Source organism: Thermosipho africanus Ob7, from assembly GCF_003351105.1.
Taxonomy (GTDB): domain Bacteria; phylum Thermotogota; class Thermotogae; order Thermotogales; family Fervidobacteriaceae; genus Thermosipho; species Thermosipho africanus.
This window is the reverse complement of the sequence record NZ_NKRG01000003.1, coordinates 129,899-155,678: the sequence shown is the minus strand read 5'-3', so window position 1 is coordinate 155,678 and position 25,780 is coordinate 129,899. Positions and strand designations below refer to the sequence as shown.

Sequence of the window (25,780 nt, the reverse complement as noted above, 5' to 3'; positions counted from 1 at the left end):
CTTTATATTATCTATTCTAACACACTTTTAATTTAGTTGTAGAATTTCAAAGTCGTTATATAACAGATTAAAAAAGAGAATTTTATTAACCAATGCATTTTTAAAATCATCTTTAAGAATTTTGATAGCTTCAGAAACTTGAATTGATGCAGTTACAAGAACTGTTGGAGGAAATACCTCTGGAGTTTTTTGAATGTCAAATCCTTCGTATATATCTAAAAGAGATTTTGTAATTCCAGGTACTATTACCGTAACCTGTCCAGAAAATTCTTGGACGGCTCCATGTATCATTGGTATTTGTAGTTTTTTGCAGATTTTTTCCAAAACTAATCGGCCCTCAATATTGTCCATACAATCAAAAGCAATATCTACTTTTTCATTAAAGTGGGAAGGAAGAGCTTTATCTATTGCTTTAATATTGCAATTTGGGTTTATTTTTTTAAGTTTTTTCAATGCTGTGAATGCTTTGTTTTGATATAGATCTTCTTGGTTATAAAGAATTTGTCTGTTTAGGTCTGGAGGATCTATCATTTTAGGATCGTAAATAATTATGTTTTCAAAGCCTAATCTTACAAGATTATTTAGGACGGTAGATCCTAAACCTCCAGCCCCTGCCACTAATATTTTTATATTTTTAAGATTTAACCCGCTTATTAATTTTTTATGCCTTGAAATGTCAAGCATTATCCCCCCACCTACCGGTAATATAATTGCTAATTCGCCGTCTTCTATTTTGCTTTTTCTCAATATATTTTCCCCATTATTCAGTATTACAACAGATAACTTTATCGGTTGTGTGTCATTTATTATCAAAAAAGTTTTCTTATTTTCCTTGTCTATTTTTATTAGAACTTCTTTGTTAAGCTTTTTACTTATTTGCTTGAATAAATCATTTTCGCCTTTAAAATCAATTTCTATGCTACTTTTACCAAGTAAATATTTTATGCTTCCGACAAATTTTACCAACATCTTTCTCACCACCTTTTGATTATTTTATATATCTATTATATAATTTTTTTGGTGATAAATTATGATAGCTGTTTTTTCTGATATACACGGTTGTTTCTATGAATTTCATTTGTTATTGGATTATATTAATAAAAAATTTGGAAAATTTAAAATAAGGTATATATTTTTGGGAGACTATATTGATAGAGGTCCTAGTTCAAAAGAGGTTGTTGATAAAATTATTGAAATTGGGCCTAAAGTTTGTTTGCTGGGAAATCATGAGGATATGATGATTAGGTATATAAAAACAGGTAGATCTAGTTGGTTGTCTGAAAATAACGGAGGCATTTATACTTTAAAATCATTTTCGAGCATAGAAAAGATTAAAGATTACTTTTTCTTTTTTGAGAACCTAAAATTTTTACATGTTGAAACTTTATTTGGAAAGGTTAGATTCTTATTTTCCCATGCAAATTTACCTTCAAATTATCCCTTAGATGAGGCAATTAGATGGAAAGGTGACTATAGTTCGTTTTTAATGGAAAATGAAATTCCTCTTTCTGAAAGCAATATTTGGTATAGAATAGCTGAGCCAATTGAAGGTTATGTGCTGGTTCATGGGCATACACCAACATATGATGGCAAAATTTCTTTTTTAAAGATAAATGACAAAATAGTAGATATAAATATAGATACTGGTTGTGTTTTTGGTGGCCATTTAACTACTTTGCTTATTCCTGAAAACGAGCAGGAATTGAAAGAAACAAGTTATAATTTAATTGCCATTAATGAAAAAATTGATGAGGAAAAAATATCAATTTTTGAACTAGGAGGAGATTTATGAAGATAGTTGCTATCGTAAATCTGTTGTTAGTTACATTAATTTGGGGATTAACCTTTCCCATCCAAAAGATGGTTTTAGTTGATATTTCTCCTTTTGCTTACAATGCTATAAGATTTTGGATTGCAACAGTCCTATCTTTTTTTGTTTTTGGAAAAGGTAATAAATATGGTTTAATATTAGGTGTAGTACTTGGAATATCATACGCTGCTCAAACGTGGGGTCTTACACTAACAACATCTTCTAAAAGTGGTTTTATTACAGCTTTTTATATAGTATTAATTCCTATTTTTTCCTATTTTATTGAAAAAGAAAAGCCCACTAAGGTACAAATATTTTCATTTTTAATTGCTATGATAGGTGAGTATCTCCTTTCTGGAGGTATTGATAGTATAAATTTTGGGGATATTTTAACGTTTTTTTGTGCAATTCTTTACGCGTTACATGTTGTTTTGGTTACAGAATTTTCTAAAAAAAGCCCCGAAAAAGATTTGCTTACCTCTCAATTTTTAATGGTTGCACTATTAAATTCACTCTTTGGTTTGAATCAATCGTGGAAAATAGATGTTAAAATATTTAGTGTAGCTTTATTCACGGCGATTTTTGCTACGATTTATGCGTTAATAGCACAGGCAAAGTACCAAAAAGTGGTTGGAAGTAATACTTCTGCACTTATTTTTGTAGGCGAGCCTGTATTTGCAACTATTTTTTCAATTATTTTGCTTTCTGAAAGGCTTGATATGTTACAGATTTTTGGTGTGGTTTTAACAATGTTTGCTTTGATATTATCAATAATTCCCGAAAAATATTTTAGGAATTTTTTTAGACACGTAGAAAAATAACTATGAAAAGGGGGTAAAGACATGTTCAATTCAAATTTTTCAACATTGAAAGCGGCAATGGATGTTGCACTTAAAAGGCAGGAAATACATTCACAGAATATCGCTAATGCTGAAACTCCAAATTACAAAAGAAAATATATTGTTTTTGAAGAATTGTTAAATGAATCAAAAATGAAGTTGAGTTTAAAAACGACTTCAGGAAAACATATAGAAAGAACTCCAAAGGTTGTAAATCCTATTATTAAGGCTCAAAAAAATACTTCATTAACTAACGATGGTAATAACGTAGATATTGATATTGAAATGGTAGAAATGGTAAAGAATGCGCTTAGATATCAAACTTTATCCAGGCTTATGAGCGCTAATATTGATAGATACAATACAGTTATTAGGAATATTAGGTAAGGAGGTAAAACATGAATGAATTTAATATAATGACGATTTCTGCAACAGGAATGTCAGCTCAAAGGCTCAGAATAGATGTTATATCAAATAATCTAGCAAATTCAGAAACAACACGAACTGAAAATGGCGAGCCGTATAGAAGAAAGGTACCAGTATTCCAGGAACTTTTGAGAAATATTAATGGTAGATTGGAAAATGGTGGAGTAGTTGTGAAAAAAATTTACGAGGATAAATCTCCATTTAGGATAGTATACGATCCAACACATCCAGATGCTGATGAAAATGGTTATGTTAAACTTCCAAATGTAAATGTTGTAAGGGAAATGGTGGATATGATTAATGCTCAAAGAGCATACGAAGCAAACGTTACTGCATTTAACACTACAAAAGCTATGATAAATAGTGCTCTCCAAATTGGGAGGTGATTTGTATGATAGATAAAATAAACGGTGTAGGAAATTATGGAAATCTAAAACCTTCAAGTGTAAAAAAACAGAATACGGATTTTACTAAAATACTTAATGATGCTCTAAAGAGCGTAAATGATCAGCAAAAAAAAGCAGAGCAGATGGCAGATGATTTCGCAACTGGAAAAATTAGTAATATCCACGAAGTTATTGTAGAAGCTGAAAAAGCATCAGTCTCATTGAGGCTTACAGTCGAGGTAAGAAATAAGATTGTTGACGCGTATAAGGAAATTATGAGGATGCAATTTTAAATAACTATGTGAAAAAATAAGAAGGCTCCGAATTTTCGGAGCCTTCTTTTATTATTCAACTTGTATATCAATAACTTTTTTGTCTTTTGTTTCTTTCTTTGGAAGTTCAATTGTCAATACCCCATCATTGAATTTTGCTTTAATTTTTTCCATGTCAACATATTCTGGAAGTCCAAATGACCTTTCGAAGTATCCTTCTGCCCTTTCAATTATTTTGTAGTTCTTTCCTTTATCCTCGCGATTGAATTTTCTTTCTCCTTTTATTGTAAGAACGTTATCTTCAATTGTTATTTTAACGTCATCTTTTTTAAGACCTGGAAGTTCAGCTTCAATGACAACTTCTTTATCCGTTTCATAAACATCTACTTTTGGGAAGTGAGTGGTATCAAATCTTGATGGTCTTACAAAGTCTTCAAATAATCTGTCAATCTCTCTTTGAAGTTCTACAAATGGGTCAAAGTAATTTCTTCTTGCTAACATACTCTCACCTCCCTTTATATTTTTTATTATTGATTTTCAGCCTGTTGATTTCCGCCTTGTTGATTTTGCTTGTATATATACTCTCCGATTTTTGTCTTTTCTCTGTCAAGTTCATCAAACAACATTTTTATTCTTGGTATATCGTTTTTATTTATTGCATCCCTTAAGTCTTTAACAAGGTTTTCGAGTTTGTCTTTTTCATCTGCTGGTATTTTGTCACCATATTCTTTTAGTGATTTTTCTATGTAGTATGCAAGGTCATCTGCTTTGTTCTTAAGCTCTACTTCTTCTTTTCTTCTCTTGTCTTGTTCTTCAAATTTCTTAGCATCTTCAATGATCTTGTTGATATCATCTTCGCTTAATTGATGTCTACCGGATACAACCATTGATTGTTCTTTTCCAGTACCAAGGTCTTTTGCAGAAACGTGAACAATACCATCGCTGTCAATATCGAATGTTACTTCGATTTGTGGAACGCCCCTTGGTGCAGGTGGAATTCCTACAAGTCTAAAGCTTCCAAGTAAAATGTTATCTGCTGCAATTGGTCTTTCGCCTTGGTATACTCTTACTTCTACTTCTGTTTGACCGTCTTCTGCAGTTGTAAAGACTTTACTCTTTTTAATTGGTATAGTTGAATTTCTTGGGATAATTGGTTCAAACAAACCACCTTTTACTTCTATGCCAAGTGTTAATGGTGTAACATCAACTAATACGATATCTTTTCCTTGTGCTCCTTCTTCTCCTGCAAGAATTGCTGCTTGAATTGCTGCACCAACTGCTACTGCTTCGTCTGGATTGACTCCTCTGTTAGGATCTTTACCAAATATTTCTTTGATGAATTTTTGAACCATTGGAACTCTTGTCATACCACCTACTAGGATTATTTCATCGATATCTTCTGGTTTTAATTTAGCATCTGAAAGAGCTTGTTCAACTGGTTTTCTTGTCATTTCAACAAGATCCCTTGTTAAGGATTCAAACATTGAACGTGTTAGTCTCATTTCAAGATGTAATGGACCTTCTGCTGTAGCTGTAATGTATGGCAAGCTTATATCAGTTTCAAGTTTGCTTGAAAGCTCAATTTTAGCTTTTTCAGCAGCATCTCTCAATCTTTGAAGAGCTTGCTTGTCCTCTCTTAAATCGACACCGTGTTGTTTTTTAAATTCTTCTGCTAACCAATCGATTATTCTTTGGTCAAAATCGTCACCACCAAGATGGTTATTACCGGAAGTTGCAACTACTTGAATGACTCCATCACCAATTTCAAGTATTGAAACGTCAAATGTACCTCCACCCAAGTCGTATACAAGAACTTTTTCTTCTTTTCCTTTTTTATCAAGGCCATATGCAAGAGCTGCTGCAGTTGGTTCGTTTATAATTCTTAAGACTTCAAAACCTGCAATTATACCAGCTTCTTTTGTTGCCTGTCTTTGAGCATCATTGAAGTATGCAGGACAGGTAATGACAGCTTTTTTAACTTCTCCGCCCAAGTATTCTTCTGCGTCTCTTTTTAGCTTCTTTAGTATAAATGCACTAATTTCTTGTGGGGTATAGTCTTTGTCATCGATTTTTACTTTATAATCGGTTCCCATTTTTCTTTTTATTGATTTAATAGTTCTTTCAGAATTTAATATGAGCTGCCTTTTTGCAGGTTCACCTACAAGAATTTCACCAGTTTTACTGAATGCAACTATTGATGGAGTTGTTCTTGCACCTTCAGCATTTGGTATAACTTCAACTGAAGAATCTGGTTTCATCCATGCAATAACACTATTTGTTGTACCCAGGTCTATACCTACGACATATTCTTTTTTATTTGCCATATCTTTCACCTCCCGATACATATTATATGACATTAGCAGTCTTTTGTCAAGAGTGATAATATAGATAATAAAAATCAAGAATGCCTATAAATAGAGGCATTCTTGATTGTAATTGAAAATTTACTAAAAATTATAGCAATTGTTACATAAGTTTGTTATTCATTTGACTTTTTAATCTTTACAGCTGTTCCGTAAGCAAGCATTTCTGCGGCACCACTCATTACTGAAGAACTTGAAAATCTTACATTTACCACTGCATCTGCTCCTATTTTTTCTGCTTCGTCTATCATTCTTTCTATTGCTTTGTTTCTAGCTTCTGTCATCATTTCTGTATATGCTTTAATTTCTCCACCGGCGAGGGTTTTAAATGCGGCAGCGATATCTTTTCCTAAGTGTTTTGATTGAACTATATTTCCCATTACAATTCCTAATATTTCAACAATTTCATAACCATGAATATTCTCTGTTGTAGTTATTATCATTTTAATTCCTCCCTTCTATAAATGATACGATATCCTCGATTACCTTTCTACTAACTTGGTTTTCAATATAATATGAATATGGAGATTTTTCACCTGGAGTAAAAATATGTGTCAGATTAGAATACATCTTAATTTTAATATTTTTCTTTTCTGAAAGTTCTTTTTTGAAAATTTCAAATTCTTTTGTAGTAACTTGATAATCATTTTCTCCAAAAAGCATTAGTACTGGAATTTTTAATTGTTTTATATATTTTAAAGGATTGTAATTTCTAAGATCGTACCAATAACTTGCTGGTGCTCCAAGAATTATTTCATTTTTGCTTGCTTTGTTATTTGTTAGTTTTATTACCTCTTCTTTTGCTTTTTTAATTTCTTCTTTATTTTTTCCAGAGTAAAGTTTTTCAAGAAATTCTAATTGATCTAGTGTTATTTCTTCTATATTTCTTGCAGGAGGTGCAAGAAGAATTAATCCATATATATCTTGATTTTTATAGGCTATGTATGGAGCAAGATATGCTCCAAGGCTGTGACCTAACAGATATATTTTTTTATATCCTTCTTTTTTTAAAAGTTTAACAGCACGCTCTACATCATCTATTACTTCCTCTTTTACAGTTATATTCTCTGGATCTTTTAGAAGCTCAGGATGCAAAGTTCTTTTATCGTATCTTAATACAGCTATATTATTGCTTGAAAGTCCATATGCAATATCTTTAAAAATTTTATTTGGGCCAATTGTTTCATCCATATCATTTGGTCCTGATCCATGTATTAGAATTACTGCAACATCAGTTGGATTTTTTGGGATCGTTAGTTTCCCGGGTAAATCTCCTACTTTAATATCTTTTTCAGTAAAGTTATCATTTTTTACATAGTTTGGTGCTTTGTACTCAAGGTTTTGAGCAATGTTAAAAAATAAGCCATCTATTTTACCTTGGTTATTTACAGTTATTGAGATATTTAGTGCTCCTTTTTGAAATTTTGCTGTGTATATGTAAATCATATATGGACTTTTTTCAATAGGAGTGATTTTAATAATATTTGAAAATGGACCATAGGTTTGTTCAATACCTTCCCATATTTCTTTTAATTTGCCAATTGGAAGATGTTTTTTCAAGATATCTGAAGAAAGCTCATAGCACTTTTCAAAATTTTTGGAAATTAAACCTTCAAAATATGATTGGGCTACTAATTGGTATTCTATAGGAAAAATAGTTATTGAAACAACAAGTAATGCAAAAATAACTTTTTTCATATTTAAACCTCCTTTTCTTTAAAGATTAGATATGAAAAGTAGATACAGATAAAACTTAGTATAGTAAGTGCAATTGTATATGAAATATCAACTTTTCCTTTTTCAAAGATTGAATACCCGAGGATATATTTATATGTATTAAAAAATTTAAGTGGTTTTAGTAGTCCTAGTGTGGTTGTTAAACCTAAAACTACTGCAGAAGAAAGAATAGGTTTTACTTGGTCGGTAAAGTATGTTGTGAATACTAATGCTATTGAAAACCAAAAGAATGAACCAATGAGAGAGTGGATATAAAATTTTGAAACAGTAAGAATTGATAACTCTTTTGAGGTTATCAACGAATATATCGATGGTAGGTAAGAAAAGTAGGTAATTAAAATAAGGAGTACAAAAATACTTAATAAAGTTTTTTGAAGAAAGATAGTTTTTCTATTTTGCCTTGATAATAAAAATGTTATTGTTTCATTTTCATATTCTCTTGAAAAAAGTGGAAACGCAATTATTATAGCTAGTATTGGAATAAATTGGCCGAAGTTTTTTCCAAACCATTGAGAGAGTATATAGTAATCCCAGTTTTTTAATTTTTCAACAAAATTTTCTCCAACGAATTTTTTAATAGCTTCTGAGTTTTCATTTAATATGTTTATTGTAAAGTTTTGAAATGGTGCAAGTGAAAAGAAAAGAATTGTGAATAAAATAAAAAGGCTAATAACTCTAACTTTCATTTGTAGCCATTCTCTTTTCATATTTTATCTCCTCCTTTGACAAGAGCTTCAAAGATAGTTTCAAAATTTGCAGGTTGAATATCGCCCTTTGCTTCTTCTTTTTTACATAGATAAATATTTTCATCGTTTGTTTTTTTGTACAAATATCCTTGGATGTGTTCTTTTGTTGAACAGAGAACGTATTTTTCTTTTATTTCATCCAAATATCCCATTTCTACTATATGTCCTTTGCTCATGATTGCAACTTTATCGGCAATTTTTTCTACTTCAGAAAGTATATGACTTGTGTAAAATACTGTTTTTCCATCAAAAGCTAATCTTCTTATGGATTCAATTACCTTTTTTTGCATTAAAGGATCAAGGCCCCATGTTGGCTCATCTAAAAAGTATATATCAACGTCTTCAGAAAGAATTATTGAAAGATATACCAGTGTTGTCATTCCATGTGAAAGATTTGCTATTTTTTCATCTTTTTCAATATTGAATTCTTTTAAATAATTAAATGCCTTTTCAATGTTAAAATGTTTTGACAATTCTTGAGTTACTTCAAACATCTTTTTTATTGTTAAAGATTTATACAATTCTTTTTTTTCAGGAAGATATGTATAACTTCCGTTTAGTTCTACTTTGCCATCGTCTTTTTTTCTTAAACCGATTATGCATTTTAGAGTTGTAGTTTTTCCTGCACCATTGGGGCCAAGAAGTGCAAAAATTTCTCCCTTGTCCACTTTGAAAGAAATTCCATCTACTGCTTTTTTTGATTTATAATACTTTTTAAGATTTTCTACTTTTAGTAGCATTTGTTATCCCTCCCGCTGATTTTATTATGTTACAAATATCATCAACTTTCATCCCTGCATTAATACACTTTTTTACTATGATTGTTAATTCATTGATAAGTTCTTCATTAAAATTATCTAATATGTCTTTTTTTACTATGTATCCTTCTCCTCTAATTGGCTCTATTATCCCTTCACTTACAAGCTCTCTGTATGCTCTTGAAACTGTGTTTAAATTTACATCTAACATTTCAGCCATTTTTCTAATAGATGGTAAAAAATCTCCTTTTTTTAATTTTTTATTCATGATTTGTAGTTTTATGTTTTCTATAATCTGCTTATATACAGGTTTGTGTGAAGAAAAATTTATAGTAAACCACATATTTTACCTCCTTCTACTGTAATATTATAATATTACAGTAGAAAATTGTCAAATAATAAAAAATCCCCAAGCAAATTTTGCTTGGGGATAAAGATTCAAGTTGAATTATTATTGAATATTTTCAATAATAACAGCGGTACCCATACCTCCACCGATGCATAATGTTGCAAGTCCATATTTTAGATTTCTTTTCTTCATCTCATAGAGAAGAGTCACTATTATTCTATTTCCACTTGTTCCTATTGGATGTCCTAGTGCTATTGCTCCTCCATTTACGTTAGTCCTTTCTTTTATCCATTCTTCACTTACTCCAAATCTTTTACTCCATTCCTTTATTACTGCCAAACTTTGTGCTGCAAATGCTTCGTTTAGTTCTATTAGTTCTATGTCTTCCATTTTCATTCCTGCCTTTTGTAATACCTTCTCTGTTGCTGGTACCGGACCAAGGCCCATTTCCATTGGATCTACTCCTGCTTGTGCCCATGCTACTATCCTTGCCATAGGTTTTAATCCTTTCTTTTCTATGTATTTTTCGCTTGCAAGCAGTATTGCACTTCCTCCATCGTTTATTCCACTTGCATTTCCGGCCGTTACCGTTCCATCTTTTTTGAATGCTGGTTTTAGTTTGGCAAGCTTTTCTAATGTCACATCGAATCTTGGATGCTCATCTGTATCAAATATTATTGTTCCTTTTTTTGTCTCAATTTCTACTTTTTCTATTTCATCTTTAAACTTTCCACTTTCTATTGCTGCTTTTGCTTTCATTTGGCTTTCATATGCAAATTTGTCTTGTTCTTCTCTACTTATATTGTATTTTTCTGCAAGATTTTCTGCTGTTATTCCCATGTGTACGTTATTAAATACATCTGTTAAACCATCTAATATCATGTGATCAATCATTTCAAAATTTCCAAATTTAAGACCATATCTTGCTCTTGCTGGTAGAAGATAAGGTGATGCTGACATGTTTTCTATACCACCTGTCAAAACGACTTCTGCTTCCTTTTGCATAATGTCAACAGCACCTAACATTGTTGCTTTCATTCCACTGCCACAAAGCATATTTACAGTAAATCCAGGTTTTTCAACTGGAACACCTGAATAAATTCCAACTTGTCTTCCAGGTCCCATGCCTTGTCCAGCTGTAAGAATAGAGCCAATTATAGTTTCATCAATATCAGATGGCTCAATCCCAGCTTGTTTTATTGCTGCCTTTGCAGCAATTGCACCAAGTCTTGGAGCTGGTATGTCTTTTAAACTCCCTGCAAATGTCCCTATTGCCGTTCTTTTTGCTCCTATTATGTATACCATATCCCTCCACCCCTTCTCTTTATTTAAAATGTTTTTAACTCATCAGAGATTATTAATTTTGCTTCAGTTAGACTCAAAACTTCATCTAAAGTTGTTTCCTTTGCTATTTCTTTTAGTAATAAACCATTATCCGTTGGTTGTATAACTGCTAGTTCAGTAACTATTAAATCAACTCTGCGTATTGATGTTAATGGCAAAGAGCATTTTTTAACTATTTTAGGTGTTCCTTTTGCAGTATGTGTCATGGCAACGATTACTTTTTTTGCTCCAGTTACAAGGTCCATAGCACCACCCATGCCTGGGATCATCTTTCCAGGAATCATCCAATTTGCAAGATGACCTTCTTCGTCAACTTGTAATCCACCAAGTACAGTTACATCTAGGTGTCCTCCTCTAATTAGAGCAAAAGAAAATGCACTGTCAAAAGTCATTGCACCAGGGAGTGCAGTAACAAATTGTCCCCCAGCATTTGTAAGATCTTTGTTTTCAAAACCAGATTCAGGCGCAGGTCCCATTCCTACAATACCGTTTTCACTTTGAAAAAATACATGTACGTTTTCTGGTATGTAATTTGCAACTAATGTTGGAAGACCTATTCCTAAATTTACAAGCTGTCCTTCTTTTAACTCTTTAGCAACTCTTATTGCAATTTTTTCTTTTGGGTTCATTTTTCCACCCCCACAATATAATCAACTACAACTCCGGGAATTTTGATTTCATTTGGCGAAAGACTTCCTGTTGGTACAATTTCTTCTACTTCTACAATTACTGTGTTGGCTGAAAGTGCCATCAAGGGGTTAAAATTTTCCGCGGTTAAATTGAAAACAAGGTTTCCAATATAATCAGCTTTTTTTGCCTTTATTAATGCTACGTCAGCCCTAAGTGGCAGTTCTAATAAGTACTTTTTTCCTTCAATTTCTATAATTTGTTTTCCTTCTTCAACAATTGTTCCAACTCCTGTTGGTGTTAAAATTCCTCCTAGACCAACACCACCTGCACGAATTCTTTCAGCAAGGGTTCCTTGAGGTACAAGTTCTACTTGTAATGTTCCTTCGATCATTTGTCTTTGTGTTTCTGGATTTGTTCCTATGTGTGAGACTATTACTTTTTTACAGAGTTTATTTTTTACAAGTTTTCCTATTCCCTTATCTTCAAAAGCCGTATCGTTTGCGATTACCGTTAGGTTTTTAATTTTGTTTTTAATGATTTCATCAATGATCTTTTCAGGTGTTCCAACCCCCAAAAATCCACCAATCATTATTGTTGATCCTTCTTTAATCAAATTTTTTATCTCTGAAATATCAATGATTTTCAATGCTTTTCCCTCCTTTTTATATAATTAATAATATACAAATTTATTAAGTTTATAACTTTAATATAAAAAGATGTGTATAAATTCACAATAATTATTATACCTTTTTGTTACTAAAATGTTAAGCCGAGAAATATTTTGATTCTTACTTATTTTTGTTTTAAAAAAAGAAAAAAAGCTTAATATAGACTATTTTAAAGAACTTCGTTTAAATGTTGTTTGAATAAAAGTAAAACCCGTTTCTAGAATTAACTAGAAACGGGTTTTTATATATTTGATATATAACTGTTAAAAAACTTTTTAAAGTTTAAGATAGAGCTAGTTTTATTGCACTTGCAGCTTTTTTCCCAGCCCCCATAGCGAGAATTACTGTTGCAGAACCAGTTACTATATCTCCTCCTGCAAATACTTTTTCAATAGAGGTTCTTCCAAACTCATCTGCTTTAATATATCCCCATTTATTTAGCTCAAGTCCCTTGAATTGAGACAACAAAAGTTTGTTAGGATTCGTACCAATTGCTTCTATGGCAACAGTTGCTTCTATGATGAAATTGCTGTTTGGAATAGGAGTAGGTTTTCTTCTACCACTTTCATCAGGCTCGCCAAGTTCCATTTTTATACATTCAATACCAATTAAATTCCCATTTTCATCTCCAATGTATCTTACAGGTTGAGTTAAAGTTTGAAATTTCACGCCTTCTTCTTTTGCATGTTTAATTTCTTCTTTTCTTGCGGGCATTTCGTTTTCACTTCTTCTATATACTACTGTAACGTCTGCTCCCAATCTCAATGCACTTCTTGCTGCATCCATTGCTGTGTTTCCACCACCAATTACTACTATTTTTTCTCCGATTTTTACCGGAGTATCACTTTGTGGGAATTTATATGCTTTCATTAAATTTATTCTTGTTAAAAATTCGTTTGCTGAATACACTCCATTGAGTTCTGTTCCTTCAATATTCATAAATTTTGGAGTTCCGGCACCTACGCCTATAAATATTGCATCGTATTTTTCTAGCAATTCTTTTGGGTGAATTGCAAGTCCAACAGGAATATTTGTAAATATATTTACACCAATTTTTTTTTAAAAGCTGAGCTTCTTTTTTTACAATACTTTTTGGAAGCCTAAATTCTGGGATTCCGTAAATTAAAACACCGCCAACGTCATGAAAAACTTCATACATGTCTACTGAAAAACCAGCTTTTGAAAGTTCTGAGGCTGTTGTTAAACCAGCGGGCCCAGCACCTATTATTGCAATTTTTTTATTAATTCTTTTTTCAGGAAGTATATCTTCTTCGATATTGTTATTAATAGCCCAATCGGCAATAAAACGTTCCAATGCACCTATTGATATTGGCTGATCAACTTTATTTAAAACACAGTTTCCCTCGCATTGAATTTCTTGAGGGCAAACTCTGCCACATATTGCCGGGAGACTATTGTACTTTTTTAGTACTTTGTAGGAACCTTCAAAATCTTTTTCGGCAATTTTTTTGATAAAGCCTGGAATGTCGATTCCTACAGGACAACCTTGTACACAGGTAGGATTTGGACATTGAATACATCTTTTTGCTTCTTCAATTGCGAGTTCTTGAGTATAGCCAAGATTAACTTCATTAAAATCTTTATTTCTTTCATTTGGTTTCCTTTCAATTGTCTCTATTCTTTGTTTTACAGCCATGTTGGTTCACCAACTTCCTGTAAGTATCTTGAAAGTGCTATCTTTTCTTCTTCTCTGTATTGATTAAGTCTTTTTTCAAAACTTTCCCAATCAACGAGTCTCCCGTCAAATTCTGGACCATCGACGCAGGTGTATTTTAATTCATTTCCAATTCTTACCCTGCAACCACCACACATGCCTGTACCATCTACCATTATTGAATTTAATGAAACCCAAATTTTTATGTCATGCTTTTTTGCAACTTCTGAACAAGCTTTCATCATCTTTGAAGGACCTATAGCCCAGATAATATCATATTTTTTTTCTTGCATTAGTTTTTCCATGAATTGATGTGGATATGCTTTTTCTCCGAGACTACCGTCATCCGTTACTATATATATATTATTTGCATTCTTAAATTCATCTTCGAGAATAATGTATTCTTTACTACGACCACCAAGAATTACATCAACATTGTTTTTTTCTTTTAAAAGTTCTTTGACAATAGGAGCAATTGCTGCAATTCCAACTCCTCCTCCAACTACTAAAACATTACCGTAATATTTAACTTCACTTGGCATTCCAAGGGGTCCTACAACATCTAAAATAAAGTCCCCTTTATTTAATTGACAAAGTTCATATGTGCTTTTTCCAATTGCTTTAACTATTACTCTAAATGAATCTTTATTTATAGCAGAAATTGTTAAAGGGATTCTTTCACCATTTTCATATAATCTGAATATAACAAATTGCCCAGCTTTTGCGTTTTTTGAAACTATGGAATTTTCTATCCAAAATTCGTGGACACCATATGCAAGTTTTCTCTTTTCTAAGATCTTGTTTTTCAAAGATACACCCCCTATGTCGAGTAAATACTCTGAATTATTTTACTTGCAAATTCGATACAAAAATCCAAAGTTTTTTCAATTTCCCAATCATTTATAGTACCATATATAAATGCAGCCGATACTGCATCACCAGCTCCTGTCGTATTTACAACTTTTACGCTTTTTGCCTTTTTCCTTATTATTGTATCGCCTGCATAAATTATTCCTTCTTTTCCCATTTTTAGTACTATGTGTTTTGCAAAATGTGATAGTTTTGCAAGATTTTTTTCGATATTTTCATCCTTGAAGATTTTTATTAGTTCATCTTTATTCAAAGATACATATTCAACAGAAAAATTTTTTAATATTTCAAATTGTGAAGTTTCAGAAAGTTCAACAAAAGCTGTTTTTGATGATTGTAGAGATTTAATTAAAGTTTCTTTAGGAATACCAGTTTGTATAAATGCAAAATTAATATTATCAGGTATTGCTTGAGATGATAAAAACTGGTTTGCACCAAGATTGTGAAACATAGTATTTGTTCCAGAACCTTCTACAACGATGCTGGTTAAAGCGGTATTTTCATTTTTGACTATTTGTGGTTTGAATATTAACATGTTTTCTAATTTTTCTTTTATATATCTTCCAAAAATATCATCAGCAATTGCAGAAATCAAAGTAACTTTAAGACCTAAATTTGCAAGATTAATTGCGACATTTGTGGCTTTTCCACCAGGAAAATACGCAAAGTTATTTGCTACATGATTTTCTTCTATTTGAATTTTGTCAATGTAATAAAAGATGTCGAGATTAGTTTTTCCAATACAAAAAACGTCAGTTTTCTCTTTGGAGAACAATAGAAGCAGCCCCCAATATGCCAGCGTTTTCAACCAATGGGCTTTGAATTATTTCAAATGTATCTTTAAAGGTAGGCATTACAAGTTCATTAACTCTTTTTCTAAGTGGTTCAAACAAGATATCTCCAGCCCTTGAAACACCACCACCAATAATGACTACTTCAGGGTTAAAAATATGAACAAATCCTGTTATACCAATAGCAAGTGCTTCAACAACTTCATCTCTTAGCATTAAAGCAAGTCTATCACCGTCTCGTGCTGCGTCAAAAACTGCTTTAGCTGTAACTTTTTCATTTTTAAATATTATTGAATCTGGAAATTTTTTCTTCCTTTCTGTCGCCATCCTTACAATTGCTGTTGCAGAAGCGTATGACTCGAGACATCCATAGTTTCCACAACCACAAAGCGGCCCATTTGGATTTATAATAACGTGGCCTAATTCTGCACCTATTCCGGTAGAACCTGTAATCAAAGTTCCATGCGAAATTACTCCACCACCAACACCGGTTCCAAGTGTTAATGCAACAATATGATTTTTTCCTATTCCTGCACCGAACCATTTTTCTCCTAACGCAAATGAATTTGCATCGTTTTCAACGTATACGTTTTTACCCAAAAGTTCTGATAGAAGTGAACCTAAAGGAAAATTATGCCAATCTGGAAAATTAGGAGAGAATCTAACAATTCCATTTTCCTTGTCTATTGAACCTGGAGAGCCGATGCCTACTGCGTGGTAATCATTTCCTTCAGTAAGTTCTACTATTGCATTTGCTATTCTTTTAACTACTTCTTCTCCACCAAGTTCAACTTTTGTTTCAATTGATGATTTTTTTAATATTTTCCCGTTTTTGGAATCAACTAACCCAATTTTTACGTATGTTCCCCCAAGGTCTACTCCTACTATATTCATTTTGTATCCTCCTTTGTTTATTTTTACAAAAATGAGCAACAGCCTTTAAAATCGTAATTCTTGCTTGCAGAATTTACAAATACATCGGGGCTAATTTTTTCTAAAAGTTGTTTTCTATAACTTCCATGAGGATGCATACAACCAAGTATTACACTTTTAAAATGTTTTTTTGCAAAGTTAAATACCTTAGCAACTTCATCAACAGATGGCGGATTACAATCTTTGTATGCCGTGTTTTTTGTTGGAATAAGAATATTTAGAACGATTGAATCAAAGTAATCTTTTAATATTTCTATGCTTTTTTCCTCATGCGTAATTTTACCACACAAAATACCAATAGTTATGTGTGGCACCTTTTTTACAGGGAGTGGTAAAACTGAAAAAAGTATTTCATCTTTTGTTCTTCTAATTGTATAAACTTCTTTCATTACATTTTCATCTGAGAAAAAATCAAAACTTACTACATCAGCAACATCGATTATTTCAAATGGAGGTTCTTTTGGAAATCCTATGTGGAAATTGTATTGTAAATTGTAAGTTCTTTTTAATTCTTTTAATTTGTTTAGATATGGTGAGAAAGGTATAATGCCATCTTTAGACATTCCGCCGCTTATCAAAAAAGATTTATATTTATTTACATATCTTTCAATATTGTCGATATGTGTCATACTTTTTACATAAACACCACCACAATGCTTACAATTCATTGGACATCCTTTGGTAACAGATATTGGCAGAGTTCCGGAGGGGTTAACAACTACCATTTAAAATTCACCGCCTTAGTGGTTAGTCTATCTTTTTCATCAAGTTGGATCCATCCATTTAAACCAAGAAGTTCCATATATTCAACTGCTTCAATATATTCAGCTTTTGTAATTTTTCTACCTATCAGTGGATCATTCTTTGCACCAAAATGGGGAAGATATTGCGACATTAGCGAGACAGGAATTTTTGGATCAAGTTCTGCTATAAATCTTAAAGCTTTAAAATGTCCTGACACATTATTTGGAAGAACAAGGATTCTAATTATTACGCCTTTTTTGTTTTCTTGACTAAATGCTCCAACTTGTCTATACATTTCTTTTATAGCTGCTTGAGCAATTTCCCAATAATTTTGAACTTTGGAATATTTTTCACCATACATAGAATTGGTATACCTTATATCGGCAAGGTAAATATCTACATATCCTTCAAGCATTTTTAAAGTTTCGACATTTTCATAACTGGAGGTATTATATACGACAGGTAAATTAAACCCTTTATTTTTCGCAATTTTTAATGCTTCAATTACTTGGGGAACGTATTGTGTTGCTGTTACAAGATCTAGAGTTTCTGCACCATTTTCTTGTAATGTTAAAAATGCCTCAGCAAGCTTTTCAATGGAAATTTCCTTTCCAATTCCTTTTTGAGAAAATCCCATATTTTGACAATAAATACATTTCATGGGACAGCCTGAAAAAAATATAATTCCTGCTCCATTTTCTCCAGAGATTGGAGGTTCTTCACCTTTGTGTAGTAAAATATTTGAAACTCTTACCTTATAATCAGCACCACATATTCCCTTTTGTTCATACCTATTGACTTTACACTTTCTAGGACAAAGAGTACATCTTTCTAGCATATCTTCCTCCTCAAATCTTTAAGTTTTTCATAGCTTTTTCAAATTCGTTTACTTGTTCACTTATATTGTTGATAGCTGTTTCAACTTGTTCAAGACCTTCGTATAACTCTTCAACTGCATCATGAGTGCTCTTTGAAATTCTAATCAATTTGTCAATATTCTCAACACTTGCTCTGTTAACCGTATCTATTGCTTTTAAAGATTCATCAACATTTACAGTTTCTTTTGAAGCTTTTTCAGAGATAAGGATATTTGAAGTAATTATTTTTTCAATATCCATAAGTGAATTTTTTGAATCTTTTGCAAGTTTTCTAGTTGTATTAGAAAGCTCCATTATCATTTCGGCAATCCTTGAAAGCCCTTCTCTATCAATTGTTTCTTTACTAGTTTCAATTGAAGCATTTATTGCAAGAACTGTAATTGTGTCTGATACATCCGTGATTTTCTCAGTTATGTTTGTTAATATATCTGTTAGTTCATTTAATTTTGAACTAGAAGTGATTATCTCTTGAATTGTATTTGTAAAATCTTTTACTTTATTTATTGCAGTTTCAATTTCTGTAGAATTTTCTTGCATATATGCTGCAAATTCATCTATTGATCTATCAAGTTCATTAATGGCATTTTCTGTATTTTCAGCCATTGATTTTATTTCTGAGGTAGAAGATGAAGTTGAAAGAACATTTTCAGATATATTTTGAAACAAATTTTTTATGTAATCAAATTGCTTTAAGTTATCTTTTGAGAGTAATTTAGATAGTAAAATTCCAAGTACAAGTATTGCTACAATTACGATAGGAAGGCCTATTGTAAGAATATTGCGTATAAGAGTTTTATAATCTTTAAATAATTCACTCTCAGTCACAGAATGAACTACATATGCGTTTCCATCAAATGCAAAGGCAGCTAATCTTTTTTCATTTTCAAATTCATATTCAACTATTCCTTCTTGTTTTTCTTTCATTGCTTCAAACAATTTTGGTACATAATCTGCGATATTTTTCCCAATTTTTGAGGGATCGGAATGATTTAATGTCGTTCCATTTTTTGAGATTATAAAATAGTATCCTTTGCTTTGATAATTGTCAAATAAGACATCATATGATTTTGTTTTTGCAATAATTTTAATTTCTGAAAGAAAAGAGCCTAGAATGTCCTTTTTAAAAGTAGTTTTTATTTGAGGGAAAACAAAAAAATTAGCAAGTAGCAAAATAACTATTAAGAACACTCCAGAAATAATAAGCGCAGGTTTAATATCTTTTTTCATTTAAATCCCTCCCCGATAGATTAAATCTAAAATTTCCAAAATATCTTTATTATCCCAGTAAAATTCGTTAATTTTAATTTCTTCAAAGTTTAGCATTTTGTCTAGATTTATTCCTTCAAATGAGATACATGCAAATTTTGTTTGTGTAATTCTTGAAGTAGCATCTGGAAAAGTTGAATTTAATTTTTCTGCTATTTTTTTTAAGAGATTTATGACATATTTTGTTCCTTTATTCTTTAATAAATGAGGAATATTTTTTATTTCTACTGTAAAAACTTTAAAATTTATATTATTTCTTTTTGCAAATTTTATTGATTGCTGAATTTTTGACCTGAATATTGGAAAAACTAGGGTTTTAGTATTATCATCGTATGTAATATTATTGAAAAGATAATAATAGTCGTTTAAAATAACAAAAAGATTTGATAGTGCATCTTTTAAGAGATTAAAATTGTAAATTATTTGTTCTTCGTTTTTAGGATTTTCAAATATTAAGAATCCCAGCAGATTATCATTTAAATCAAGTGGTAGTAAAAGGTTATTTTCATCTAGCTGTTTTTCCCCTTCATAATTTGAAGAAATTTTTGTAAATGGAAGTAGAAATGGTATTTTACTGTATAAGAATTCTGTAATACTTTTAATTGTTGCTTTTTCATTATCAGAAAAATTATATATTCTTAGACGTGATGGTGTAAGAATAAGAAAATAAAGGTTTGAAAAGTAAAATAACTCGGCAAAAAATTCATGGAGTTTTGAAAATAAAAGTTCTTCGTCGTTAAGATAGACAAGAAGATTTGTAATTTCTGATAAAATGGTTGAGTATTTTAAGGACTCATCTAATATATCTATTAACTCTCCAAATGGTTGAGAATGAATTTTGTATACTTCTCTGCTCCAATCAATTGAGAAAGTTCCTTTAAGAAATTTGTCGATTTCTTTAAGAAGTTCTTCTTGACCTATACTTTTGTTTAAGAATAGATTTGCTCCGCTTTTTTTAGCCCAAAATTCATTTATGCTTTCATTGGATGCAGTAAGTAAAATTATTCCTACATTTTTACAGGATGAAAAACTTCTTATAAACCTTGAAAATTGTATGCCATTTAAATTTGGCATAATATAATCTACTATTACAACATCAGGAAGAAATTCAAAAAATTTGTTTATTCCGTCAATTCCATCAGAAGCTTCTTCTACAGTATAACCATGGTTTGTTAGATGTTTAGATAAAAAACTACGCCAAACATCAGAATCATCTACGATTAGGATTTTGTAAGGCAAGTTATCACCTTCTTTTTTCGTTAATTTTAATGATCTCATTTTTCATTTCTTCTAAGCCTAATATTTTGTGATACTTTAAGTTTTTTAAAAAATTATTTGTTAGGTATTCAAAAGAGGGATTTTTTTCTATATAAAATTTTATACCTTTTTCCTCAAGGATTTTAGCTATTTTGGCACCGTCATCTCCAAGCCCACCAAGGATAAAAATGTGAGAGTTTTTATCGTTCAGTTTTGCAATTGAATTGAGCAATACTTCTATTGATGGATGAGTTTTTGTTTCTTTATATATTCCAGAAGTAACAATTTTGGTTGTTTTCAGCACTAAATCTTTACCGCCTTCAGCTAAATAGACAACTGGTTTTAATTTTATTGGATTTTTTACTATTATAACCTCATGACCAGTTTCATTTTTAATATTATGTGCAAAATTTTCTATTGCGTTTTTTGAAAAGTGAATGCACAATAATATTGGAATATTTAATTTTTGATTTATTTTGAGTATTTTAATAACATTATTGGGGCTTCCAGCAGAACCTGCAATAATAACCTTTTCCATTATATTTTCCTCACTTTGAAAATTTTTCAATTAATCTTAATAAGTTTTCTGGTGGTTCATCTTTTGAGATAAATGAATCGGCTCCAGATTCAATAGCTTTATCAAAATTCTCTTGTGAAAGCGTGCTAAAAATTATAACAGGAACGTTATCATTAATTTCTTTTATCTTTTTTGTAGTTTCAAATCCATCAATTCCTGGCATTTCAACATCTGAAATTACTAGATCAAACTCTTGCTTTTTGAATTTTTCTATACCATCATATCCGTCTTTTGCTGTTACAACTTGATATCCGCGATTTTCTAAAAACTTTGAGACTACATTTCTTGTAACTATCGAGTCATCAATAAGGAGTATTTGCTTTTTTTTCTCATTTTTAGACGCTTCTTTCTTTTTTAAAGTATCGGTGTCTAACAATGGAATAGGACTTGAAAAAATGTTTTTAATAAAGCCCTTTAATTCTCTAATTTCTTGAACTACTAATTGACCGTCAAAGGTACCAATAATATTACTTACAACTATTGCCTTTTCATTTTTGGTGATTATAACAAACTTTGGTTTTTTTGACTTATAGTAAATCTCATATAATTTTCCTTCAGAAGCAATTTTATTATCTATTTGCATTTCTTTTTCGTTGTAGTTTACAATTTTTAATATATGAGAAGTTTCTATTGCAAAAATTCTTTCACTATCTTCGACTACTAAGACTTTTGTAATAAAGCTTTTAGTTTTGAAAAATACAATAAATTTTGTTCCTTTTCCTTTTTGAGTTTCTACTTTTACATCTCCGCCACGCAAAGTAGCAAAGTTTTTAACCATGTCAAGACCAATACCTCTTCCAGAGAGTTCATCAGCTTTGTCCTTAGAACTAAACCCAGGAAGAAAAATGGCTTCAAGTGGAGTTACATTCAAATTTTTTTCTTTTACCTTTTTTTCTATCTGTTCAATATCTAAGCCTTTTCCATCATCTTCTACCTCTATAAATATGTTCCCTTGGTCTACGTACGATCTTATCCATATTTTTCCAACTTCATCTTTTCCTAAACTTTTTCTTTCATCAGGATTTTCTATTCCATGGGCTATTGAGTTTCTTACAAGGTGGACAAGAATATCAATAATATCTTTTGAGTCTTCTTTTTCGATTTTTACGTTTTCTATTTCTAGTAAAAGTTCAACTTTTTTCCCGTATCTACTTGCTTCTCTTGATACTAATTTTTTTAGGTCTTTTAATATATTTTCTAGTTTTACAAAAACTATTTCATCCAAAGTATTTAAAAGAGATTTTTTCAAATTTCTGATTTCATTTAAAGCACTTTTTAAATCATTTCTTAAGATACTGTTTTCAATTTCTAGTACTTTGGAAATGTACTCGCTAATTTCAGAAATTTTAAAAATTTCTTTTTCGGTTATTACTATATTTTCACTTGCATTCTTTTTACCTTCAAGTATTTCTAGAAAATCTTTGACTTCAGTTTCTGTTAGGTCTGTATTTTTTTTAGAAAAATTACTTATTACTGCTATTAAATTATCTAGAAAAGATTCATCGGGAAGTTTTTCCGATTCAAGGCTTTCTTTAAAGTATTGTTCTACTTTGTGTGAAAAATCTCTGAAATTCTCAAGGTTTACAAGGCTTGCAGATCCTTTAAGCGTATGAAATATCCTATAGAGATCTTTTATGTATTTTTTATCTTTTGATTTTTTTAACTCTTCAATAATATTCATTGTTTCAGAAACTTTATCTTTTAATTCTGAGAAAAAAATTTCAGAAAAATCCATACATATCACTCCAAAATTGGAAATTTACCAATATTACTTTCTAATACTTTTTCATCTTCACCCTCTAATACTTTTCCGTTTGCAGTTTCTATATCACTACATTGATAGGCTATATCTTTTGTAATTATAACGTATTTTCCTTCTTTTACTTGTTTTACTGGAATTATTTTTTTATACTCTACAAATCCTATAAACTTTTCCATTGGATATTTAACGATTTCTTTACTTAGTAATATCGTTAAGATATTGTTTATTGAAATAGCATATTTTCTATCAACAATTACATAATTGAATTTTCCCTCATCAAATTTATTATTATCATTTCTATCTAAATATCTTACTTTTTGAGCTGGTTTTAATTTTTCAATATTATATATAAAGTACTCTTCTATATCTTTTATCAAACCTGTATATAGTTCATTTTTAATTATCTCAATTGGAGTGCTTTTTGTTTCTTTAACTAATCTTGTTATTCCAAAAGCAAAATCTTTGAATATAAGAAAGAATTTAAGTTTTGGATTTTTAAGATCTGCGTGAGTTAAAATCGGGTATAACTTATTTTTATGAAGTGCAAAATCGCAAGTTTTAGTAGATTTTACCACTTTGTCACTTATACCTATTACTTTTTCTTTTGGTAGAGCTATTTTAATTAGATCATTATCATCTTCAATTTCACAAAGATAATACATATTATCACTCCCTATCACTCTTCAATAGCATATTTTAATTGCCAAATTTCCTCGTCTTTATTGTTTAAAATTAAAGCTCTTTTTAATGATTTTTTTGCGTCATTTTTAAGATTGAGCTCTAATTCTATATACGCTTTATATTTCCATACTATAAATGCGAGAGGGAATTTCTTTGAAAGCTGTTTTACCATTTTGTATGCGGAATCAAATTCTTTTTTTTCTATATATTTTTCCAAAATTACTATACTTTCTTCAAGATTTAGTTCTATTTTTTGTTTTTTTATTTCAGACAAAACTTTTTTGTGAATCTGTTTGTTTTCGATCTTTTTAGGATTTTTAACTAGTATAGAACTTGATATTGGAAGAAGCGGAGAAAAATACTTAAACAAGTCCGGAAAATATTCACCAAGTCCTATTACTAAATATCCATCATCTTTTAATAATGAGTATATTTTTTCTATAATTTTTTCTGGGTTTGAAATGTAAATCAACACCCTTCTTAAAAATATTATATCAAATTTTTTATCTGTATTATTTAAATCTAATATATTTAAATTTTCAAAATTTACATTTTTTCTATATTGTTCTTTTACGTAAAAATATCCATCTTTTATTTCAAAATATTTTTCAATTTGCTCCTTGTTTAAAAATCTTACACTCCAGTTTTTGTATTTTCCTTCTCTTGCTTGCTTAATTCTTTCTTTATTTATATCAATTCCTGTAATTTCCATATTTATGTCTAATTCTTGTGCAATAAACGAAAGTGTATAAACTTCTTCCCCTCTGGAGCATCCGACACTTAGTATTTTCCAGAATTTTTTTGTTTTTAAAATATTTTTGAGTTTTTCCAGTATTTCTTTATCTCTAAAAAAGTAAGATTCACCAATAGTTAAGTTCATTAGAACAAGATTTTCTAATGTTTTATCATCTATATCTTCTTTATCAATAATTTTGTAGAAGTTTTCAATTTGTTTTGGGTTTGCTTTTAAGTTATGCTTGTTTAAAATTTGAATAATTTTACCTTTCATATTTTTCCTCCTCTTGGTTAATATTATAATATAAAATTGATGTTATAATACACTTTGAGGTGATTAGAATGCCAATTATCAATTTATCGGGGAATTCCGAGTTAAAAAAAGAAGAATATGTAAAGGAACTGGTAAGTAAGCTTAATGCAGAATATGTGAGGGTATATTCAGATTACACAGATAGATTAGAGATTATAAAAGAAAAAGTATCGAATATAGGTTTGTTTTCTAAAAAAACGGTAGTTGATGTTGTGGATTTTGAAAAATTTAAGGCATCAGAGAAAAAAGAAATTTTATCATTACTTATTTTAGATGATGTTTATCTTATTCTAAGGACACAGAAAAAAATAAAAGGTATTTCAGGAGAAGAGTTTAAACTTCCCAATGTTTGGGAAGAAGAAAAATGGAAAAATTTAATTTCTGAAATGTTAAAAGAACATGGTCTTGAAGTAAAAGGAGAAATAATTGACTTTTTATTTGAAAATGTTGGGCCTGATGAGTTTGCACTTTACAATGAAATAAAAAAATTAAAAGTTTTTGAAAAAAATTTAAATTTAGATATTTTAAAAGATGTGATTCATAAATATACACTTTCAAAGTTGGATGATTTTTGCTTTGCAATTTCTGAGATGAAAGAAGAATCATTTAGATTGTTAAAAGACGTGGTAAACGACTATGAGCCAATTATAATTGTTTACACACTTTCATCTCATTTTATTTCTTTATTCAGAATTTTTGCATACACAAAAAAGAAAACCTCATTTTCCTGGCCAGAGATTTCAAAACTGTCAAAAGAATTAAAAATTCCTTCTCCAAAAGTTGCAAGATTTTTAGGATTTAAATTTAAAGGTCAGAAATTTGAACCAGTAAATCATCTTTTAATTTATTCAGAAGAGAAATTAAAAGATATAATTAAAAGACTATACTTTATTGATAGAAGTGTAAAATCGGGAGGAACTACCGAAGTTGAAATTTTAAATTTAATAAAATTTATCAAGGAGTGTTAAAC

At 30.3% G+C, this 25,780-nt stretch carries 28 protein-coding genes and 1 pseudogene; 6 read left to right on the top strand and 23 right to left on the bottom strand.

Annotation, left to right across the window (positions count from 1 at the left end; genetic code table 11):
• Positions 1–27: 27 nt before the first annotated feature.
• Entirely contained in the window at positions 28–969 is a 942-nt protein-coding gene (locus OB7_RS04500) for a ThiF family adenylyltransferase (RefSeq protein WP_249031015.1), read from the bottom strand.
• A gap of 61 nt (positions 970–1,030) precedes the next feature.
• On the opposite strand from OB7_RS04500, the gene OB7_RS04490 reads away from it, so the two are divergent.
• Genes OB7_RS04490 through fliE form a run of 5 tightly spaced genes read left to right on the top strand, consistent with a single transcriptional unit; the run spans position 1,031 to position 3,754 of the window.
• Complete coding sequence (locus OB7_RS04490; protein WP_004101845.1) at positions 1,031–1,792, top strand: metallophosphoesterase; 762 nt, start codon at positions 1,031–1,033, stop codon at positions 1,790–1,792.
• Complete coding sequence (locus OB7_RS04485) at positions 1,789–2,631, top strand: DMT family transporter (protein ID WP_004101847.1); 843 nt, start codon at positions 1,789–1,791, stop codon at positions 2,629–2,631. The genes OB7_RS04490 and OB7_RS04485 overlap by 4 nt, the downstream gene beginning before the upstream one ends.
• Before the next feature lie 21 nt (positions 2,632–2,652).
• A complete protein-coding gene (gene flgB, locus OB7_RS04480) occupies positions 2,653–3,036 on the top strand; it encodes a flagellar basal body rod protein FlgB (RefSeq protein ID WP_004101850.1) in 384 nt (127 codons plus the stop codon).
• A gap of 11 nt (positions 3,037–3,047) precedes the next feature.
• Entirely contained in the window at positions 3,048–3,461 is a 414-nt protein-coding gene (gene flgC / locus OB7_RS04475) for a flagellar basal body rod protein FlgC (protein ID WP_004101852.1), read from the top strand.
• Positions 3,462–3,466: 5 nt separating this feature from the next.
• Positions 3,467–3,754, top strand: a complete 288-nt coding sequence (gene fliE, locus OB7_RS04470) for a flagellar hook-basal body complex protein FliE (RefSeq protein ID WP_004101854.1) — start codon at positions 3,467–3,469, stop codon at positions 3,752–3,754.
• A 51-nt stretch (positions 3,755–3,805) separates the two neighbouring features.
• Here fliE and OB7_RS04465 read toward each other — a convergent pair whose 3' ends face one another.
• The 22 genes and pseudogenes from OB7_RS04465 to OB7_RS04360 all read right to left on the bottom strand — a co-directional run bounded on the left by OB7_RS04465 (position 3,806) and on the right by OB7_RS04360 (position 24,771).
• On the bottom strand, positions 3,806–4,234 hold the full coding sequence (locus OB7_RS04465) for an Hsp20/alpha crystallin family protein (protein ID WP_114702631.1): 429 nt from the start codon (positions 4,232–4,234) through the stop codon (positions 3,806–3,808).
• A gap of 26 nt (positions 4,235–4,260) precedes the next feature.
• On the bottom strand, positions 4,261–6,057 hold the full coding sequence (gene dnaK, locus OB7_RS04460) for a molecular chaperone DnaK (RefSeq protein ID WP_004101858.1): 1,797 nt from the start codon (positions 6,055–6,057) through the stop codon (positions 4,261–4,263).
• A gap of 155 nt (positions 6,058–6,212) precedes the next feature.
• A complete protein-coding gene (locus tag OB7_RS04455) occupies positions 6,213–6,539 on the bottom strand; it encodes a YbjQ family protein (protein WP_004101860.1) in 327 nt (108 codons plus the stop codon).
• A gap of 1 nt (position 6,540) precedes the next feature.
• A complete protein-coding gene (gene estD, locus OB7_RS04450) occupies positions 6,541–7,794 on the bottom strand; it encodes an esterase EstD (protein WP_004101862.1) in 1,254 nt (417 codons plus the stop codon).
• Positions 7,795–7,796: 2 nt separating this feature from the next.
• Entirely contained in the window at positions 7,797–8,540 is a 744-nt protein-coding gene (locus OB7_RS04445) for an ABC transporter permease subunit (protein WP_004101868.1), read from the bottom strand.
• Positions 8,537–9,319, bottom strand: coding sequence for an ABC transporter ATP-binding protein (locus OB7_RS04440; RefSeq protein ID WP_114702630.1), 783 nt, complete (start codon positions 9,317–9,319; stop codon positions 8,537–8,539). The genes OB7_RS04445 and OB7_RS04440 overlap by 4 nt, the downstream gene beginning before the upstream one ends.
• Positions 9,294–9,680 carry a GntR family transcriptional regulator gene (locus tag OB7_RS04435; protein ID WP_012580224.1) on the bottom strand — a complete coding sequence of 129 codons (387 nt, stop codon included), beginning with the start codon at positions 9,678–9,680 and terminating at the stop codon, positions 9,294–9,296. The genes OB7_RS04440 and OB7_RS04435 overlap by 26 nt, the downstream gene beginning before the upstream one ends.
• A gap of 108 nt (positions 9,681–9,788) precedes the next feature.
• On the bottom strand, positions 9,789–10,991 hold the full coding sequence (locus OB7_RS04430) for an acetyl-CoA C-acetyltransferase (RefSeq protein WP_114702629.1): 1,203 nt from the start codon (positions 10,989–10,991) through the stop codon (positions 9,789–9,791).
• A gap of 23 nt (positions 10,992–11,014) precedes the next feature.
• Positions 11,015–11,659, bottom strand: coding sequence for a 3-oxoacid CoA-transferase subunit B (locus tag OB7_RS04425; RefSeq protein ID WP_004101871.1), 645 nt, complete (start codon positions 11,657–11,659; stop codon positions 11,015–11,017).
• Positions 11,656–12,306, bottom strand: coding sequence for an acetate CoA-transferase subunit alpha (gene atoD, locus OB7_RS04420; protein WP_004101873.1), 651 nt, complete (start codon positions 12,304–12,306; stop codon positions 11,656–11,658). The genes OB7_RS04425 and atoD overlap by 4 nt, the downstream gene beginning before the upstream one ends.
• 304 nt (positions 12,307–12,610) lie before the next feature.
• Positions 12,611–13,985, bottom strand: a pseudogene (gltA, locus tag OB7_RS04415) (NADPH-dependent glutamate synthase).
• Positions 13,976–14,812 carry a sulfide/dihydroorotate dehydrogenase-like FAD/NAD-binding protein gene (locus OB7_RS04410; protein WP_114702628.1) on the bottom strand — a complete coding sequence of 279 codons (837 nt, stop codon included), beginning with the start codon at positions 14,810–14,812 and terminating at the stop codon, positions 13,976–13,978. The pseudogene gltA and the gene OB7_RS04410 overlap by 10 nt, the downstream one beginning before the upstream one ends.
• 11 nt (positions 14,813–14,823) lie before the next feature.
• Positions 14,824–15,648, bottom strand: a complete 825-nt coding sequence (locus OB7_RS04405) for a carbohydrate kinase family protein (protein ID WP_114702627.1) — start codon at positions 15,646–15,648, stop codon at positions 14,824–14,826.
• Positions 15,626–16,558 carry an ROK family protein gene (locus OB7_RS04400; RefSeq protein WP_114702626.1) on the bottom strand — a complete coding sequence of 311 codons (933 nt, stop codon included), beginning with the start codon at positions 16,556–16,558 and terminating at the stop codon, positions 15,626–15,628. Before OB7_RS04400 ends, OB7_RS04405 begins: the two co-directional genes overlap by 23 nt.
• A gap of 23 nt (positions 16,559–16,581) precedes the next feature.
• Positions 16,582–17,322: a radical SAM protein gene (locus tag OB7_RS04395; RefSeq protein WP_114702625.1), complete on the bottom strand. Its 741-nt coding sequence runs from the start codon at positions 17,320–17,322 to the stop codon at positions 16,582–16,584.
• Positions 17,316–18,179 (bottom strand): radical SAM protein, encoded by an 864-nt coding sequence (locus tag OB7_RS04390; RefSeq protein ID WP_114702624.1) that lies wholly within the window; start codon positions 18,177–18,179, stop codon positions 17,316–17,318. Before OB7_RS04390 ends, OB7_RS04395 begins: the two co-directional genes overlap by 7 nt.
• Before the next feature lie 10 nt (positions 18,180–18,189).
• On the bottom strand, positions 18,190–19,446 hold the full coding sequence (locus OB7_RS04385) for a methyl-accepting chemotaxis protein (RefSeq protein WP_114702623.1): 1,257 nt from the start codon (positions 19,444–19,446) through the stop codon (positions 18,190–18,192).
• The gene (locus tag OB7_RS04380; protein ID WP_114702666.1) at positions 19,447–20,724 is read right to left on the bottom strand and encodes a response regulator; all 1,278 of its coding nucleotides are present in this window, start codon (positions 20,722–20,724) and stop codon (positions 19,447–19,449) included.
• Between the two features lie 4 nt (positions 20,725–20,728).
• Positions 20,729–21,280, bottom strand: a complete 552-nt coding sequence (locus tag OB7_RS04375; protein WP_114702622.1) for a chemotaxis protein CheB — start codon at positions 21,278–21,280, stop codon at positions 20,729–20,731.
• A gap of 10 nt (positions 21,281–21,290) precedes the next feature.
• Entirely contained in the window at positions 21,291–23,054 is a 1,764-nt protein-coding gene (locus tag OB7_RS04370; protein WP_114702621.1) for an ATP-binding response regulator, read from the bottom strand.
• 5 nt (positions 23,055–23,059) lie between these two features.
• Complete coding sequence (locus OB7_RS04365) at positions 23,060–23,743, bottom strand: hypothetical protein (RefSeq protein WP_114702620.1); 684 nt, start codon at positions 23,741–23,743, stop codon at positions 23,060–23,062.
• A 14-nt stretch (positions 23,744–23,757) separates the two neighbouring features.
• Positions 23,758–24,771 carry a CheR family methyltransferase gene (locus tag OB7_RS04360; RefSeq protein ID WP_012580233.1) on the bottom strand — a complete coding sequence of 338 codons (1,014 nt, stop codon included), beginning with the start codon at positions 24,769–24,771 and terminating at the stop codon, positions 23,758–23,760.
• 68 nt (positions 24,772–24,839) lie between these two features.
• On the opposite strand from OB7_RS04360, the gene OB7_RS04355 reads away from it, so the two are divergent.
• Positions 24,840–25,778 (top strand): DNA polymerase III subunit delta, encoded by a 939-nt coding sequence (locus tag OB7_RS04355; RefSeq protein ID WP_012580234.1) that lies wholly within the window; start codon positions 24,840–24,842, stop codon positions 25,776–25,778.
• Positions 25,779–25,780: the final 2 nt, after the last annotated feature.

Bases quoted from the DNA above. Each gene is read 5' to 3' on its own strand.
- OB7_RS04390 (WP_114702624.1), bottom strand. From the start codon at position 18,179: ATGCTAGAAAGATGTACTCTTTGTCCTAGAAAGTGTAAAGTCAATAGG.
- OB7_RS04355 (WP_012580234.1), top strand. From the start codon at position 24,840: ATGCCAATTATCAATTTATCGGGGAATTCCGAGTTAAAAAAAGAAGAA.
- estD (WP_004101862.1), bottom strand. From the start codon at position 7,794: ATGAAAAAAGTTATTTTTGCATTACTTGTTGTTTCAATAACTATTTTT.
- OB7_RS04455 (WP_004101860.1), bottom strand. From the start codon at position 6,539: ATGATAATAACTACAACAGAGAATATTCATGGTTATGAAATTGTTGAA.
- OB7_RS04430 (WP_114702629.1), bottom strand. From the start codon at position 10,991: ATGGTATACATAATAGGAGCAAAAAGAACGGCAATAGGGACATTTGCA.
- OB7_RS04395 (WP_114702625.1), bottom strand. From the start codon at position 17,322: ATGGTAGTTGTTAACCCCTCCGGAACTCTGCCAATATCTGTTACCAAA.
- OB7_RS04385 (WP_114702623.1), bottom strand. From the start codon at position 19,446: ATGAAAAAAGATATTAAACCTGCGCTTATTATTTCTGGAGTGTTCTTA.
- OB7_RS04490 (WP_004101845.1), top strand. From the start codon at position 1,031: ATGATAGCTGTTTTTTCTGATATACACGGTTGTTTCTATGAATTTCAT.
- OB7_RS04445 (WP_004101868.1), bottom strand. From the start codon at position 8,540: ATGAAAAGAGAATGGCTACAAATGAAAGTTAGAGTTATTAGCCTTTTT.
- OB7_RS04465 (WP_114702631.1), bottom strand. From the start codon at position 4,234: ATGTTAGCAAGAAGAAATTACTTTGACCCATTTGTAGAACTTCAAAGA.
- OB7_RS04370 (WP_114702621.1), bottom strand. From the start codon at position 23,054: ATGGATTTTTCTGAAATTTTTTTCTCAGAATTAAAAGATAAAGTTTCT.
- OB7_RS04435 (WP_012580224.1), bottom strand. From the start codon at position 9,680: ATGTGGTTTACTATAAATTTTTCTTCACACAAACCTGTATATAAGCAG.
- OB7_RS04440 (WP_114702630.1), bottom strand. From the start codon at position 9,319: ATGCTACTAAAAGTAGAAAATCTTAAAAAGTATTATAAATCAAAAAAA.
- flgB (WP_004101850.1), top strand. From the start codon at position 2,653: ATGTTCAATTCAAATTTTTCAACATTGAAAGCGGCAATGGATGTTGCA.
- OB7_RS04500 (WP_249031015.1), bottom strand. From the start codon at position 969: ATGTTGGTAAAATTTGTCGGAAGCATAAAATATTTACTTGGTAAAAGT.
- OB7_RS04400 (WP_114702626.1), bottom strand. From the start codon at position 16,558: ATGAATATAGTAGGAGTAGACCTTGGGGGAACATACGTAAAAATTGGG.
- dnaK (WP_004101858.1), bottom strand. From the start codon at position 6,057: ATGGCAAATAAAAAAGAATATGTCGTAGGTATAGACCTGGGTACAACA.
- OB7_RS04375 (WP_114702622.1), bottom strand. From the start codon at position 21,280: ATGGAAAAGGTTATTATTGCAGGTTCTGCTGGAAGCCCCAATAATGTT.
- fliE (WP_004101854.1), top strand. From the start codon at position 3,467: ATGATAGATAAAATAAACGGTGTAGGAAATTATGGAAATCTAAAACCT.
- flgC (WP_004101852.1), top strand. From the start codon at position 3,048: ATGAATGAATTTAATATAATGACGATTTCTGCAACAGGAATGTCAGCT.
- OB7_RS04485 (WP_004101847.1), top strand. From the start codon at position 1,789: ATGAAGATAGTTGCTATCGTAAATCTGTTGTTAGTTACATTAATTTGG.
- OB7_RS04425 (WP_004101871.1), bottom strand. From the start codon at position 11,659: ATGAACCCAAAAGAAAAAATTGCAATAAGAGTTGCTAAAGAGTTAAAA.
- OB7_RS04360 (WP_012580233.1), bottom strand. From the start codon at position 24,771: ATGAAAGGTAAAATTATTCAAATTTTAAACAAGCATAACTTAAAAGCA.
- OB7_RS04365 (WP_114702620.1), bottom strand. From the start codon at position 23,743: ATGTATTATCTTTGTGAAATTGAAGATGATAATGATCTAATTAAAATA.